General features: G+C 62.1%; 15 protein-coding genes and 1 pseudogene. 6 read left to right on the top strand and 10 right to left on the bottom strand.

From position 1 onward, the window contains the following. Positions 1-84: 84 nt before the first annotated feature. Positions 85-870, top strand: a complete 786-nt coding sequence (locus T8T21_RS17555) for a universal stress protein (RefSeq protein WP_322337959.1) — start codon at positions 85-87, stop codon at positions 868-870. A gap of 4 nt (positions 871-874) precedes the next feature. Here T8T21_RS17555 and fnrL read toward each other — a convergent pair whose 3' ends face one another. Continuing rightward, positions 875-1,600 (bottom strand): transcriptional regulator FnrL, encoded by a 726-nt coding sequence (gene fnrL / locus T8T21_RS17560; RefSeq protein WP_322337960.1) that lies wholly within the window; start codon positions 1,598-1,600, stop codon positions 875-877. Between the two features lie 55 nt (positions 1,601-1,655). Further along, positions 1,656-2,114 (bottom strand): RrF2 family transcriptional regulator, encoded by a 459-nt coding sequence (locus T8T21_RS17565; RefSeq protein WP_322337961.1) that lies wholly within the window; start codon positions 2,112-2,114, stop codon positions 1,656-1,658. Between the two features lie 631 nt (positions 2,115-2,745). Here T8T21_RS17565 and T8T21_RS17570 point away from each other — a divergent pair. From T8T21_RS17570 to T8T21_RS17580, 3 genes are all read left to right on the top strand, one after another. After that, on the top strand, positions 2,746-4,323 hold the full coding sequence (locus T8T21_RS17570) for a sensor histidine kinase (RefSeq protein ID WP_322337962.1): 1,578 nt from the start codon (positions 2,746-2,748) through the stop codon (positions 4,321-4,323). Between the two features lie 59 nt (positions 4,324-4,382). Beyond that, positions 4,383-4,694 (top strand): response regulator, encoded by a 312-nt coding sequence (locus tag T8T21_RS17575; protein WP_322337963.1) that lies wholly within the window; start codon positions 4,383-4,385, stop codon positions 4,692-4,694. Between the two features lie 174 nt (positions 4,695-4,868). Then, a complete protein-coding gene (locus T8T21_RS17580; RefSeq protein ID WP_322337964.1) occupies positions 4,869-6,095 on the top strand; it encodes a sensor histidine kinase in 1,227 nt (408 codons plus the stop codon). A gap of 40 nt (positions 6,096-6,135) precedes the next feature. On the opposite strand, the gene T8T21_RS17585 is transcribed toward T8T21_RS17580, so the two are convergent. The 5 genes from T8T21_RS17585 to T8T21_RS17605 form a co-directional block, all read right to left on the bottom strand. Continuing rightward, entirely contained in the window at positions 6,136-6,636 is a 501-nt protein-coding gene (locus T8T21_RS17585) for a CBS domain-containing protein (protein ID WP_322337965.1), read from the bottom strand. Between the two features lie 4 nt (positions 6,637-6,640). Continuing rightward, positions 6,641-7,180 (bottom strand): HPP family protein, encoded by a 540-nt coding sequence (locus T8T21_RS17590; protein ID WP_322337966.1) that lies wholly within the window; start codon positions 7,178-7,180, stop codon positions 6,641-6,643. 328 nt (positions 7,181-7,508) lie between these two features. Next, a complete protein-coding gene (locus T8T21_RS17595) occupies positions 7,509-7,922 on the bottom strand; it encodes a hypothetical protein (RefSeq protein ID WP_322337967.1) in 414 nt (137 codons plus the stop codon). Further along, on the bottom strand, positions 7,922-8,758 hold the full coding sequence (locus T8T21_RS17600; RefSeq protein ID WP_322337968.1) for a TIGR02587 family membrane protein: 837 nt from the start codon (positions 8,756-8,758) through the stop codon (positions 7,922-7,924). Before T8T21_RS17600 ends, T8T21_RS17595 begins: the two co-directional genes overlap by 1 nt. A gap of 332 nt (positions 8,759-9,090) precedes the next feature. Continuing rightward, a complete protein-coding gene (locus T8T21_RS17605; RefSeq protein ID WP_322338009.1) occupies positions 9,091-9,681 on the bottom strand; it encodes an exopolysaccharide biosynthesis protein in 591 nt (196 codons plus the stop codon). A 1,020-nt stretch (positions 9,682-10,701) separates the two neighbouring features. On the opposite strand from T8T21_RS17605, the gene T8T21_RS17610 reads away from it, so the two are divergent. Further along, positions 10,702-11,289: a hypothetical protein gene (locus T8T21_RS17610; RefSeq protein WP_322337969.1), complete on the top strand. Its 588-nt coding sequence runs from the start codon at positions 10,702-10,704 to the stop codon at positions 11,287-11,289. A gap of 33 nt (positions 11,290-11,322) precedes the next feature. Here T8T21_RS17610 and T8T21_RS17615 read toward each other — a convergent pair whose 3' ends face one another. The 3 genes and pseudogenes from T8T21_RS17615 to T8T21_RS17620 all read right to left on the bottom strand — a co-directional run bounded on the left by T8T21_RS17615 (position 11,323) and on the right by T8T21_RS17620 (position 13,380). Further along, positions 11,323-11,490, bottom strand: coding sequence for a hypothetical protein (locus T8T21_RS17615; protein ID WP_322337970.1), 168 nt, complete (start codon positions 11,488-11,490; stop codon positions 11,323-11,325). A gap of 22 nt (positions 11,491-11,512) precedes the next feature. Then, a pseudogene (locus T8T21_RS20850) lies at positions 11,513-11,656 on the bottom strand (LuxR family transcriptional regulator); the annotation flags it as partial. A 20-nt stretch (positions 11,657-11,676) separates the two neighbouring features. Next, positions 11,677-13,380 (bottom strand): sensor histidine kinase, encoded by a 1,704-nt coding sequence (locus T8T21_RS17620; RefSeq protein ID WP_322337971.1) that lies wholly within the window; start codon positions 13,378-13,380, stop codon positions 11,677-11,679. 326 nt (positions 13,381-13,706) lie between these two features. Between T8T21_RS17620 and T8T21_RS20855 the strand changes: the two genes are divergently transcribed. Continuing rightward, positions 13,707-14,309 carry an EF-hand domain-containing protein gene (locus T8T21_RS20855; protein ID WP_407660153.1) on the top strand — a complete coding sequence of 201 codons (603 nt, stop codon included), beginning with the start codon at positions 13,707-13,709 and terminating at the stop codon, positions 14,307-14,309. Positions 14,310-14,891 lie beyond the last annotated feature (582 nt).

Consider the following 14,891-nt stretch of genomic DNA (forward strand, 5'->3'; position numbering starts at 1 on the left):
GCGTTGCTTATGGGAGAGGCTTGCATGTTACATGGAACCGTGGCGGTTCTGGCAACCGATGCGTCGCGCGATCATAGCGCGGTCATGACCGCCATCGCATTGTCGGAAACCGAAAGCTTTTACCTCGACATCCATTGTCTCGCTGTCGAAACGCCATGTCCCAATGCCGTTCTGACCGGCTCCGTCATCCCGCTGATCTGGCCAGATCGTAAGGCCGCCGTGGAGTGCGCCACAGAACTCGAGCGGCAATTGCAGCCTCTCGTTCCGCGCCATCGCCACGATGTCCAGTTTCACCGCCAGCAGTTCCAGGAAGGGATGTTCGCGGGAGGTCTTGAGCAGATTCGGCGCTTCTCTGACTGGATCGTGGTCGCCGCGCCTTGTCGACACATCGATGTCCCGAGACTGTCGGCAGCGATGTTCAATGCCGTCTTGGTCGCAGGCGGGCCACCGATCATCGCTGTGCCCGAGGGCTGCGTCGAGATGTCATCCACACCTGATAGACTGGCTCTGGCGTGGAACGGCAGCCGTGAGGCCCTGAGAGCAACTCGTAGCACCCTGCCCATGCTACGACGTGCTCGCCTCGTCGATGTAGTCGTGGTTGATCCCGACATTCGGCATGGGGACCGATCGGATCCCGGCGGAGATCTGGCGCTGTTCCTGGCCCGACATGGTGTCCGGGTCGAGATCAACGTACTTTCGCGTAGCCGTCCGAGAATTTCGGACGTCCTGAAATGCCATGCGTCCATCACCGGCGCGGAAGCGATGGTCATGGGCGGCTCTGGTCACCCACGTGCCCACGAGACGCTTTTTGGCAGGACCACCCGTGAGATGCTGAACGATCCGCCGATACCCGTGATCCTCGCCCGATGACATTTCACAATGCCCCTGCTCCATCCCCGGTTTCGGTCGCAAGCCGGTTCAAGTCCGGAATCGTGATCCGCCGCTTGCCATCGAGTTCGATCAGGCCTTCGCGACCAAGCCCGTTAAGCTGCCGGCTCACCGTTTCGAGGGTCAGGCCAAGATACTCGGACATCGCTTCGCGAGTCAGCGGAAGATCAAGCCGTATATCCCTGTTTTTGGGCGTCAGATCGAAACTCGCCTCCCGCCGCGCGACCGATACGAGAAGGCTCGCAATGCGCTCGCGGGCCGTCTTGCGACCAAGCACCAGCATCCATTCGCGCGCCGCATCGAGTTCATCAAGCGTCATCTCCAAAAGACGCTCGCCCACATGCGGCGTTTCCCCAAGCAGTCGCTCGAAAGGTCCGCGTCGAAAGCAGCACAGTGTCACGTCGCTGGCGGCCGTGACGTCGTAGGGTGTGCTGTCACGTCCGGGCCGCCCGATGAAATCCGATGGCAGCAGGAGCCCCACCATCTGCACCCGTCCGTCCTCCAAGGTTTGCGACAAGGTGGCGATACCGGAGACAACCGAACCCACGAAGTTCATCGGGTCGCCCGCCCAGGCAATTTTCTGCCCCGCCTCGTAGCGTCGGTAGACCTTGATCTTCTCCAACTGCTCGAGTTCGCTCTCGTCACAGCGCGCGCAGACCGCGCGATGACGGATGCCGCAATCGGCGCAGCGAAGATTCAGCCGGTGAGGCATCGGACTCCTTTCCGTTTCTTGATTATGCCTTGCAGTCGCTTGTCGGTCAGGCCACTCACATCGCCCCCTCCCGATCGCATTCACGCGCAGGCGCTGTAGAGCAATGGAATAGATCCCGCAGCATTCTGGGCCGGTTGGCGATATCACTGAGACTGTAGCCATCCAGCACCCGCAGGAACGCTTCCATGGCTTCGTCGAGGATCCTCGGGAGCCCGCAAGCCGGCGCAATCAAACAATTGTCACAGGCAACCAGGTCACCGTTCCCTTCGGTATGGCGAACAATCGCGCCGACAGCGATCTCAGGTGCCGGACGAGCCAATTGCAGCCCACCATACCGACCCCGGACAGTCTCGATAAATCCGGCGCGCCCAAGATTGAGCGCGATCTTCATCAGGTGGTTCTGAGAAATACCGTATGCTTGCGCGATCCTCCGGATCGAGATCAGTTCGCCTTCGCCGGCTGCAAGATGGATCAGGACCCGCAAGGCATAATCGGTATGGCGTGATAGCTTCATGTCGCGTCAATAGATGCAAATCTAATGCATGTATAGGGATAGCCCCGCCTGTTATCCTACGATTCACCCGAACTTCAGTGCCTCACTTCAATTTCCCCGCCGCCTCACACGGCGCTTGGTGGGCGAACATCAGTCGAGGCCCATGCTGACCCTGGGCTGGAAGCGGCGGCTTGATCAACGGGCAACCTTGGCAGCGCCGCGCGCCTGTCTGGAAAATCGGGACCACCTCAAGCCATGCAGCGCGTAGGGCGATGATGGGGCACACGCAAGCGATGCTATCCATCAAACGAAACGACCCGCCAAGCCATGGCGGGCCGCTTTCGCAAACCATTCAACTCGTTGAAAACAAGTGGCACAAGGCACGCTAAGAACGTGACCGGGTCGCAGAACCTTTGATCAAGCGCGCGCCCACCACCCCTCTTGCTTAGCACGAGCCGTGATTTTCGTTGCCTGTATTTCGAGGTCGGCCGTTGTCTTTTAATGGGTCCTTCTGGAGTTTTTCCAGACCGCCTTCGAGGACTCTGGACCATCTCGAGAGGTCCGTGATCGTGTGGGACGGAAGGGGGCTGGAACCGGGGCCATTTGGGTTTACATATGGCCTTCGGCCGCCTCCCATACATTGTCAGAAATCATGCTGAACCCCACCGAGAATGCGCCGGGCTGCGCCACCAGGAACAGCGTGCTGATGGCGCTGTGCGACCACGCCAGCGAAGCCCTGTTCCTCCTCGATCCGCAGCAGCATTGCGTTTTCATGAATTCCGCCGCCGAGGCGCTGATCGGCTTCAGTCTCGACGAGCTTCGAGGCCGACCGCTTCATGACGTCGCCTTCCATGGCGTCTCCGAGGAGGCCCATCGTTCCTCGCGGAGCGAGCCGGTCGAACGGGATTTTCCCGTGAGCAGCGGAATGGCGGAGCGCGGTGTTGTCCTGCACAGGGATGGAGAACTCCATCCTGTCACCTATACGGCAAGGCCGGTCCATGAGGAGGGGCATGTCGTCGGCACCGTGCTGGAAGTGCGCAGAACCCGGGGCCAAGGTCAGGCGATCGAGGCGCTGGAAGAGGAAACCCGCATTCTCGAAACGCTTCATCGAACCGGGGCCATGTTGGCCAGCAAGCTGGACCTCGAGGAAATCGTCCAGGCTGTCACCGAGGCGGCGACCACATTGTCAGGGGCGCGGTTCGGAGCGTTCTTCTACAATGTCATCCGGGACGGGAAAGCCCTGCAACTTTACACCCTCTGCGGTGCGCCACGGGAGGCCTTCGCGGCGTTCCCTCAACCCCGACATACAGCGGTCTTCGGTCCGACATTTGCCGAAGGCGTCGTCATCCGCTCTGACAACATTCGCCGTGATCCGCGCTATGGGTTGAACGCGCCGTATCGGGGCATGCCGCCGAGGCACCTGCCCGTCACCAGCTATCTGTCCGTGCCGGTGAAGGCCTGCAACGGGACAATCCATGGCGCCCTGATTTTCGGTCATGAAGACGCCGGCGTCTTCACCGAGCGCAGCGAAAGGATCGTCACCGCGATCGCGGCCCAGGCCTCGGTCGCGCTCGACAATGCTGCCTTGTTCGAAGCGGCCCAGCAGGAAATAGCGGAACGTCAAAAGGTGGAAGCGCATCAGAAGCTCCTGATCGAGGAGCTCAATCACCGCGTGAAGAACATGCTCGCGACCGTGCAGTCCATTGCCAAGCGCACCTTGCGGGGGCGGGCCGACCAGATCGCGATGGAGACCTTCCAGAACCGTTTGCTGGCTCTGTCGCAAAGCCACAGCCTGATCATGCGGGAAAACTGGCGACCGGTCGATCTCCGGGAGCTGGCGCACACGGCTTTTGCGCCCTTCCTCGACGCCGTCAGTGGAGCCGAGCGCGTGCAGCTCGACGGGCCCGATATTCGGTTGGCCCCGAAGGTCGCTCTCGCTCTCGGAATGGGGTTTCACGAACTGGTGGCCAACGCCGTCCGGCACGGGGCGCTCCGGTCGGATCAGGGCCGGATCGAAATCCGCTGGAGAGAGATGGACGACAACACCCTGCACCTGTCCTGGGTCGAGCAGGAAGGCCCCCCGGTCGACGTCGTGCAGGGCCAGGGGTTCGGCCTCCAACTGCTCGAGAAAGGGCTCGCGCATGAGCTTGGGGGAGAGGTGCGGGTCCACCTGGCCCGCTCCGGGATGAGCTGCGAGATCTCGCTCCCCGACCCCGCGAAATACTTATGACCGCAATGTCTCTTCGAGGGCTGCGGGTCCTGCTGGTCGAGGACGAGATGATCGTCTGCATGGATCTCGAGGACATGCTGAGAGATCTCGGATGTATCGTGGTGGGCCCGGCCGCACGGGTGCATCAGGCGCTGTCGCTCATCGATCGGGAGCCCATAGACCTCGCCATGCTCGACATCAATCTGGGCTGCGAAACCAGCTACCCCCTAGCCGAACGACTGGCCATGCTCGGCATCCCCCATTTCTTCTCGACGGGCTACGCGGATATCGAGCCGGCCTTCCGCGACAGGCCTCGCCTGCAGGAGCCCTTTTCCGAAACTCAGCTCTCCTCCCTGCTCATCGCCCTGCGGGGCGCCGTTCACTCCCCGTGACATCCGATGATCGGCCGATCATTGCCAAGGCGGCAGAACTGCATGACATGAGCATTCTTTTCAGTCAGAGATCCGCAAAAAGGGTGCCATACTCGACGCAATCACAAGGCGCCGTGATTACTTGTTCATGAACGTATCAGGGGCGTTCTGGCGCAGGGAATGAGGATCGGGGCGGTGGCAGACGATCATGTGCTGGACAACGACTTCGATGCGGTGCTTCGGCTGCCCTCCACCTGCCGGATCCTGAAGACCGTCTGTGCGATGACGGGGCTGCGGTTCGCAGCCATCGCCCGGTCCACTTCGAAGGGGTTGGTCATCTGCGCCTGCGTGGACGAGATCGGCTTTGGTCTCACAGTCGGTGACATGATTGCCTTCGGAGAAGCCCCCTGCCCCGGCTTATCGAACCAGGACCTGCTGGTCGCGGAGAGTGACGGGTCATCTCCCGGAAGGGACCGGTCGGGCTGGATTCTGGCGGGGCACCGGATCGAAAGTTATCTCTCCGTGCCGATCTCCTGTCGCAATGGTGGGCTTTTCGGCACGCTCTGCGGCTTCGACACCGAGCCGCGCCGGATCGACACCCCTGCGGTCCGGGAGACGGCCGCACTTTTCGCCGATCTGATTTCCGCTCAACTTGATGCGCAGCGGGAGCTGGCGCGCCGGGATGACGATCTGGCGGACGAGCGAGCACTGAGCCGGTTGCGCGAGGAATTCCTGGCGGTGCTGGGGCACGACCTGCGCAATCCGGTGCAGGCGATCCAGGCCGGCGCGCGTCTCCTGGCGCGAGAGCCGCAGCGTGACGACGCTTTGGAGATCATCCAGAAAATCGGCGTCAGCGCCAGCCGCATGGAGACGATGATCCGCGACCTACTGGATCTGGCGAAATGCCGCCTGGCCGGTGGCCTGCCCGTCGATCGCGATCCTGCGGCCGATCTTCGATCGGAGTTCGAACAGGTGGTGGCCGAGATCGAGGCCGTAACGCATCGTGGCATCTGCTCCGACTTCGTCATCGACCGACTGGACTGCGACCGGGCGCGCATGGGCCAGCTTCTCTCGAACCTCGTGAGCAACGCCGTCACCCATGGCACGCCGGGTACCGAGGTGCGGATCGAGGCCAAGGTCCTGGATGGGGTCTTCAGGCTCACGGTCTCGAATGGCAGCCCACCCATCCCGGCGGCAATTCTGCACGGTCTGTTTCAGCCTTTTTCGCGCGGCGAGGACAGCAAGGGATCGGGGATCGGGCTGGGGCTCTACATCGCCTCCGAGATCGCTCGGGCGCATGGGGGCCATCTGACCGCCGAGATGCAGGACGGTCTTGTCATTTTCACGATGACAATGCCGGTGGGTGCGGCGGCCAGGCAAGGGAAGCCGGTCACGCAGTCTGCGTCTTCGAAATCCCGGTGATCCCACGTCCCCGCTATTCTCGAACCTGTCCACGACCGCTTTAGAAAAGCAGCCTCATGAGGTCCGACCTCGTGAGGATTCCCACCAATTGTCCGGAGCGGATGACCGGCGCGACTTGGACACCCTGCCGGGCGAATTGGTGCAGAAGATATCCGATCGGCTGGTCATGGGGTACAGTGGCGGTGGCGGGCCGCATGATATCGGCGGCCCGGAGCTCCGAGCCTTTCCAGCCCCGCCGCCATACGGGACCGGTCGCAATCAGGGGCTGCAGCAGATCCGCCTGCAGCACGAGACCCAATAGCCGGCCCTCCGCATCGACGACCGAAACGCACTTGATCGAGTTCTCGCGAAACAGCTTCGCAATGTCCGACAGTGGTGCGTTCGCGAGGGTGATGATCAGCGGTCGGGTCATCACGTCCGCACAGCTCGTACCGTTGAAGCGATGCCGCACGGCCTCTTCCTCGGCCGCGGCAAGTAAGCGACCCAGATCCGCCGCCCCCATGTTGGCCGACTGGTTGAACCGGCCCAGCAATGCTTCCAACTCCTCAGTCGCAAGCCCGAGACGCTGGCCGTCTCGGTCTGCTTGCGTATCCGCCTGCCGGAAGGGGTAAACCCGTCCCGTTAGGCGATTGTAGGCCGTGGCAGCCAGAACCAACCAGCACCATCGTCGAAACCCCGACCGGACCGATGGCAAACCAGATCCCGGCATTCAGAACCGGATCCGGATCGAGCGTGCTCAGAAGAGCAACCGCTCCGCCCGGCGGGTGCAGGGCGCGCAACAGCATCATCACGAGGATCGCCAGCCCGAGGGCCACCGCCGCCGTCCAGGGCGCCGGGACCACGGCGATAACGAGAAGCGCTGTCAGGGCCGAGCTCATATTGCCGATCATGGCCGACCAAGGCTGAGCAAGCGGGCTGTTGGGCGCTGCAAAAAGCAGAACCGCGCTTGCGCCCATGGGGGCGATGATCGCCTCTGACAAACTGAAGGCTACGGGGGTCAGCGTGGTGATGAGACCGCAAACCGCGAGACCAAGGACCGCGCCGCCTGCGGCCCGAACCTGTTCGGTCCTGCGGAAAGGTCCCATGGCGGGAAAAAGATGTCGGATCAGACGCATAGTGGGATCAGGACGTAAGGTGTCGCGCACCGAAGAGGCGGGTTGCAGGTCTTTTGCCCGATTAACAGGCAGAATGGAAATGCAGCGATTGATGGCCCCAGCCTTGGACGGCAGTCTCAGAGACGAGCATGCGGCCCCTCCCGTCATTCAAGAGGAGCCAGCAGGGTAGCTGTGCCGGGTCGCCTCAATTCTGGGGCACCGACCCATGGCTTGGATGCGGAAATGACCTCAACCGCTCTTCAAGCGAGGCGGTGGCCGCAGTGACACGCCATGTCCGCCCACCGAGCCGGTGCGGAAATCACGGATCGGCGTATCCGAGCGCACGGATCTTCAGCTCGTGGTTTCGGGGGTCCCGGGTGAAGAATAGGCCGCCGTGCCGGGATGAATGCCCTGGTACGTAATCGAGAGAGAGCTGCGCGCTCTCGACAACCTGCCCCCCCTGCAGGAGCGTGCCCTCGATGACCACGTTGGCCGCGGTAGCCGCGCGGGCATTGTAGGCCACGATGCCCACCACGTGGAGTGAGCCGGATGCCTCATGGGTTGTCATTCTTACGCTCACGAGCGGCAGCTGCTCCTCGGGCTCGATCCACATCTGCCAGATCAGTATCCCGAGCATTGTGAGCGTCAGGACCAGCCCCAATCCCGCCGCCAACCATTCGAGCGGCGCGACCCGTTCCTCGTCGTGCGGCAGGTCCTGTCCACTTTCTGGCATCAGACCACCAAGCGGGCCAGGGCTGCACCCAAGGCAGCCGGCAGCCCCAGGACCGTGATCATCGCCACGATCTGCGGCACGGAGGTGCCATCCGTCCGCCCAAAGGTCCAGAGCACATACAGGCTGACCAGGACCGCAATTGCGTAGCCTGCGAGCGTATAGCTTAGAAACACCCGACCATTGCCGGCTTGCCCAACGGGTTCCTGCCCCCGAAATCCGACCGTGTAGACGAACCCGTGAAGCAGAAGAATGGCAAGCCCCACGAGCAGCATCTGACGCAAGGGCGTCATCTTGAATGCAATTAGCACCATTTCTTCCGTCGGGGCGACATTGAAGCAAAGATAGAGCGCACCTGCGGTCATCAAGAAGAGCTGTCCGGCATAGCCGGCACGGTTCTCCCGGCGCTGCTGACCATCGTCCTCCGAGGACGCGCCTAGCTGGCGCCGGGCGACGATGGCGCCCAAGCTGGCAGGGATCGCCTGAACTGCAATCTTCCCGCTCACTTCGGAAAGGGGCATGGACGTCGTGATGACGCCGAGGAGATAGAGCAAAGCGGCGGCAGCCAGGATCCCGATCCCGTAGGCGGTGATCGCCTCGCGACCCATGTCCAGCCATCCGTCGCTGATCGAAAAGCCCGCGAACCAGGACAGCCCCATCAGCACCAGGAAATTCAGGCCCAGAAAAAGCCCCAATCGGCTTGGCTCCATGTAAAAACCCAGCCGCCACATCTCCATGGTCATCAACAGTGGGAAAGCGAACAGGATCGCGCCACCGAACCCACGGAGCAAGTCCTTGCGATACGCCGCGTTCCCGGTCGGCGCGCCAGTTCGAGGCATCGCTCCTCCTCCTTATGGTCGCCTCCCACAGGGCCGATGTCCGGGTAACGGCGATCGTCTGGATCTGGTTCAAAAAGTGACATTGCGTCCCATGGGCGGGCAGAACTTCTGCGGCCCGAAGCACGTTTGACCTGCGACATTCGGCACTGCTCCAGCGTATCGCCGCGTATAGCAATGTAATCGGAATGCCGACGGGGAGGGCGTCGTGGCGGAGCCAGTGCCGCAGTAAAATTGGAGACAAGGGCCATGACGCAATCAGTCCGGCAAGATCGCGTCGAGCAGATCGGGACGGGACGCCAGACCAGCATTGGAGATCCTTGTCATGATACCCCTCATCCGGTGAAGCCGAATTGCCAGACGGCCACCGGAACAGCGAGTAGCAAGATCAGGGACAGCACCGCCAAGAGTCCGTCACGGGTCAGAAGCCCAGCCGCGAAGAGGGCGATGACGGCGGAGGCAATGGAGCCCGAGGTCGGCACGATCTCCATGACGGGCATGAAGAGGGTGAGACACAGGATCAGGATCAGCGGCAGCCAGAGCCAGGGACGATGGAATAGAAAGGCCAAGCGGGGCCTCAGGAACCGCTCGATGAAGTGCACCGGCTTGCGCAGCCAGCCGATGCCCTTGCAGAGTTTGGCGGCCGACATGTGCCGGCGGGTGATGAACTCCGGCAGCCAGAGACATTTGCGCCCGACCAGCATCTGCACGACGAGGATGAAAACGATCACCGCCACGACGGTCGTGATGCCGGGAATGGCGCTCGCCGGCGAGGTGGAAATCAACGAGAACACTAGCATCAGGGAGGCGAACGACTTGTGACCGAGCTTCTCGATCACCTCCGAAATCGCGATGCTTTCCCCGTGAACCGAGCTTTCCAGTTGATTGAGAACCTCGCTGAGGGCGCGCCTGCGTTCGTCTGCCATAAGTACCTCGGAAAATCCGGTTTCGGTTCCCGCCTCAACCACGCGGCCGACGTCGGGTTTCCCAAGCCTGTTCCCTGCTCGTGACCAGACCCGGAAAATCGGCACGGTCAGGAAGGGGTTTTCAGGTTCCGGTGCTTTGGCTTTGGTTCGGAACTTGGGCTTTTCTTCGGATACGTCTCCGGCGGATCTGCCAGATGCCATGACCGCTCCGGCAGTTGCAAACAGACGACCGGGATCGCCCGCGATCGGTTCGACCCGGGAGACCAGCTGGATGAGGGCCCGTCCTGCGGCAAGGCCGAGAGGATGCCGCGACCGCGTGGCGAAAGGGAAGCCCCCACAAAAAGTGAGATCGCCCCTTTGCCGAGTTCGACCCTTGGCATGTTCTAGGAACCGCGCGAAGACCCACCAGCAGTGCAGTCCCGAAAATCAATGCGAAGCGCCACAGCCACGGCCAGTCTGTTCGGCCCCGCCCCCTCTTCGCACACGCAGGAAGTCGTATCCGATAATCCGTCTCCTATCGGACATTAGCGCGGTAGGTTGTTTGGCGGGTCGAAATCGCCCATGCCCCCGCCCCGCTCGCCCCGCCCGATCATGTCAGAGGCTCCGGTATACTCGACCGCTCGATCGGCAACGTTCACAGCTGCGCCGACCACGCCGTCACCGTGAACATTCGCACCGCCTGTGCGAACGACTGGCCCGATTTCACGTTTGGGTACCGGTCGAGGGGAACCGACTTCTGCCCCCCACCCCAAGCTAGTTGGACTTCACTTCAAAGATGTTGCGGCTTCCGCGGGCAGAACGCGCGCCCTGTCGGTCGCCTGGATCGAGCGGCAGCTGGCGGGGCTATGCAAGAACTACGCGCTCCGCAGGAAGCGGCTCGATCGCCGCGACTGGGCAATGCTGCTGTTCGGGCAGGGCGGGGGCGGGCTCGGTTGAACTCTTTGAAGTCGGGCCACCCTTCACCGGCGTCGGCCTCAACGGCCGTCGCGTGCTCGATCGTCGGAAGAACGACCGTCATTGGTGTATCTGGTGCTGCGCATAGCGCTGGCGGATAAGCTGCGGCTCAGTTTTCCCAAGGCAGAGCGCCGTTCGCCGGTCATGAGAAAGGCCGTGAGCTCAGTAAAGCCGCGTTACCATCCGCCATACATAGTCAGACTTTGCCACCATACGGAGGACAACAGAAGCAGCATTGTGGCGATGATGATCAAAGGTATTCCAGCGAAGACCATCATCGCCGTGCCCCCGATGATCAAGGCCCACGAGAGGAGAACGAAAGGCCGCAACGAAGCAATGGCGGTCTTGTTGGTTCTGCGCTTCATGGGCTTCCTTACCGAAGGAGCTTCATGTCATTCAGGAGCTCTTCTGAACGTTTCAGGTCCGCGATGGTTCCCCTTCCAGAAGCCCAACCCCCGTCATCGATACCCTGAGCATGGTTCGCTCCCTTATGACATGCCCTCGGACCGGAACAGCCATCAATGCCGTATTCCGGGCTCGGGCGATGATGGTCTAGGAAGCACTTCATCAGGGCTAGCAGGCATTTCGACCTTCGTTGCGGCTGTGCGCAGCGCGGAACCTGAAGTCAGATCAGCCCGGCCTCGCTGGCCTTGATCGCGGCCTGCGCGCCGGTCGCGGCGTCAAGCTTCAGGGGGCGTTACGCTGCCGCTGCTTGATCGCGCCCTCGCTCACGTTGAAGCCATGGGCGATCTGCTTGATGCGGACACCCTGCTTGATCGCCGTCAGCACCGCGATGCCGGCGGGCGATGAAACGGGCGAGTTGCTCGAGCTCAGCTTCCTCGTGGTCGCGGTCATGGCGATAGAAGAGGCCATGGGAGCGCAGCCCGCTGGGCTCTCGAAAGGCGGCGACTGCGCCGTAGCGCATGCCATAAGCCGCGCTCAGCCGGGTCATCCCGGCAGGATCGTTCCGAGACAGGTCGCGCCATCGGATGGCGCCGCTGTGGTTGAGAGACCAGCGCAGCGCGGGAGCAGCTCATTCAGTCAGATGGAAAGCTCTTTTTCGATCCTGTTCGGCTGAGCACCTGCTTTCACCGGCAACTGGATTTCACAGACGAGGCCAGCTGGGTCGTAATCGACGCTCACCTTTCCTCCAGTCTCTGTCTCCAACATCTGCTTGATCATGATGGTGCCGAAGCCGGCCCTCTCAGGCGAAACGACAGGTGGACCGTCATGCTCGCTCCACCGGAGATGAAGGCACTCGCTGCTCTTCGCGTCCTGCACAGCCCACTCAATGGACACCCGACCATCGGAGACACTGAGGGCGCCATATTTCATCGCATTCGTGAGCAGCTCATGGAGGGCCATGGACAAGGCCAGGTTTGCCTCGGGACCGAGAGGGATATCCGGGCCAGAGGCGGTGATCTGTCCAGCATCGAGCCCTGCAAAAGGCTCGTAGGCTGAACGGACTGCTTCCGCGATGGTCGTCCCTGACCTCTGCCTGGACGTGAGAACGGTTTGAGCCCTGGCCAGCACGTTCAAACGATCCTGAAAGGTGCGGCGTGCCTCGGGCAACTCGATGCCATCGGAGAAGGTACGGCGCGCGATGGCCTGGACGACAGAAAGCAGGTTCTTGACCCGATGCTCGAGCTCCCGCGCAAGCACGTCACGCTGCCCTTCGGCCTGTCGCTGAGCTTCCTCACGTTCCTGCAGCTCATCGAGCAGGTGATCCAAGGTCGCGCCGATCAAGCCCAGCTCGCTCGTGCGCTCCAGCGCACCTGTCCGTACGTTCTTGTTTCCGCTTTGCCACCGCTTGATCGTGCGCACGAGATTTTGCACCGGGCGACGCACGAAGACCCGCCCGAACATCCAGGCCATGAGAAACGCGATGGCGCCGCCAGCCAACGCCAAGGATGCCGAACGGCGGGTCGCAGCGTTCACCGGGGCCATCACTTGGTCCTTCGGCAGACCCACGGAGATGAAAAATGGCCGCCTCTCCACGGGTGGCTGGTATCCGACGAAGAGTTCCCGGCCGTCGCTCCCCGGCAAGGAAGCTGTCCCCCTTGACCCGGACGCCGCGAGCGCAGCGGCTCCCTCCGAGAGTTTCTCGCCCACGATATTCGATACGAAAGGGCGATGCGCCAAGATGGTCCCGTTTCGATCGGCGATCGTCATCTCGGTGCCGGCTTCAAAGCCGCTGTCGTAAATTACCTCCTCGAGCGCCGTGAGACTGATGCCGAGCAAGACGAACCGCTCCTCTCCGCCCTCGGTCCTGACCGCCATCCCGATGGGCAGACTGGGTCCAGCGGGCGTGTCCTGATAGGTGCCGATGGCAAAACGCGAGCCCGAAAGTTCTGCCATCAGCGGGTCTGCAACCGCGGGCAGCGCGGCGTTGGGCGTTGCGCCCGTATGGCAGAAGATCGTGCCCTCTTCGTCGGCGACGATGATGTCATTGAGCTGCGGGAGCTGCCTGTTGACCTCCTGAATATAGGTCTCGCAGCCTTCGCTATCGCGCCGGGTGACCGGCGGAGCCGCCGCGACAGCAATCATGAGCGTCGCCGCCGACGTCAGTGCTCGTTCGATCTCGGATGCGGCGAGGTCACTCATCCTGGCGACATAGCCTTGAGCTTCAGCTTCGCGGATACGTCTGGAGGAGACCTCGGCACTGGTGACAATCAGGATGGCTGGTAGGAGCGCTACCCCGGTCAGAAGAAAAAGACGCTGGCTCAGCGACAATCTGGCGTTCAACCGTCTCGCCCCTTTTCCACCAAAACTGCAGCGGCCCCGATCCATCGAGGGAGCATCAACGCCGCGGCAGCAGAGGAACTAGCTACCGGCGCCCGACCGGGCAAGCCGCACCAGCCGGAACGCGCGGGCTGGTCCAGAGAACGGCGAAGGCGTCCGCCTCCCTGAAAACACAACAACAACAGCGGTCCTAACTCCTAGAGCGCTCCTCACGTGAGGCGGGATTAACCTGAACGCTCACCTTCCCAAGTGCAATCGTTATGTCACGGGCGCGCGAGTGTTGGGTCGTGTGGCTGGATATAGCACCGGCGGCGTTTTACCTGTCCACGATGACCAGCGCATGTCGAAAGCCTTGGCTGCCCAAATGGCCTTTCAAGGATGGGGCCATTCTTGTGGCGCTTTGCGCAGCTGTCGCGCCGGCAGCTGCCTCTGTCCCTACACCCCCCGGCCCTTCGTTCGATGGAAACGCTGGCGTGATCCTCGCCCTCTTCAAATACGAAGACCTTTTCGGGCATCCAGATGGCGGTTCCAAGAGCTTCACGCAGATAGACCTCGACCGGAATGGAGTGCTCTCCGCCGAGGAACTCCGGCTGGCTTTTGGCAGCCGCTGGCGGGCCATGTTCAAGCGTCTCGACCGGAATGGCGATGGTCGAGTCACACCCGACGAAGTTCAATTCTCCCAGAGTTCCCCGAGTGCTCAGGGTAAGGCCTCCACAGGAATTCCTCCCGGTCTTGCTGGCGAGGGTCAGAGAGCGCGTCGAGGGACAGCGCCCGCTGGGGCCGGTTCTGAAAAATCGCGGGCGAGCGGGCAAAATGGCCAAAAGCGTGGCATCGGAAACAACTCGGGCCCTGATGCGCCCCGCGGGAACGGCGCAAGTCCCGCGAAGGCGGGCGAGCGGCGGGAGGGTGCCGGAAGTCGCGCTCGCGACTAAAGAGGATGCTCCTCGTTTCGAGGCACTATCGCATTGCTACGCCGAAGAATCTGTCGGAGTCGTCGAGCTCCTGAGCCCTCGGAGCCTCATAGGGCCGACGTGCCGTTCCCTTTGAAGAGCAGGGCTGAGAGCTTGATCATTGGAAATCTCCATAAGGATTCTGCACGCACAACTCGCCGCCGATGGCTTGGTTCATGCCGCCCGCAGTACTCTGCACATGGCGTCAACGCCGACCGAAGTTTCCCCAGAAGTTGGAGTTGCGGCCCCTTGCCCGGCGCCGACCTGTAACGATAGTGCTGGCTCCGTTTGGGCTATCGACCGCGCGCATGCAGCCAGTCGGTTGCCTCCCTCGGAGCGTTGCGGGTTGCCCAGGCTGGCCTGCGCTGGATGCGGAGGACGACAACCGTATCATTGGCGTCCAACAGGGCTCTGACCCAATCGCGCACCTCCGAGACGGACTGCACCGATGAGATCCCCCATACGCTTCCGGCCAAGCGTACACCGCCAATCTCTTCCATCGCGTCGTATAGAGACTGATAATCCCGGTCGTGGTGAGCGTCGTAGGTCACGATATAGGCGGGC

The sequence above is a fragment of the Limimaricola variabilis genome (genome assembly GCF_034371605.1).
GTDB classification, from domain to species: Bacteria; Pseudomonadota; Alphaproteobacteria; order Rhodobacterales; family Rhodobacteraceae; genus Limimaricola; species Limimaricola variabilis.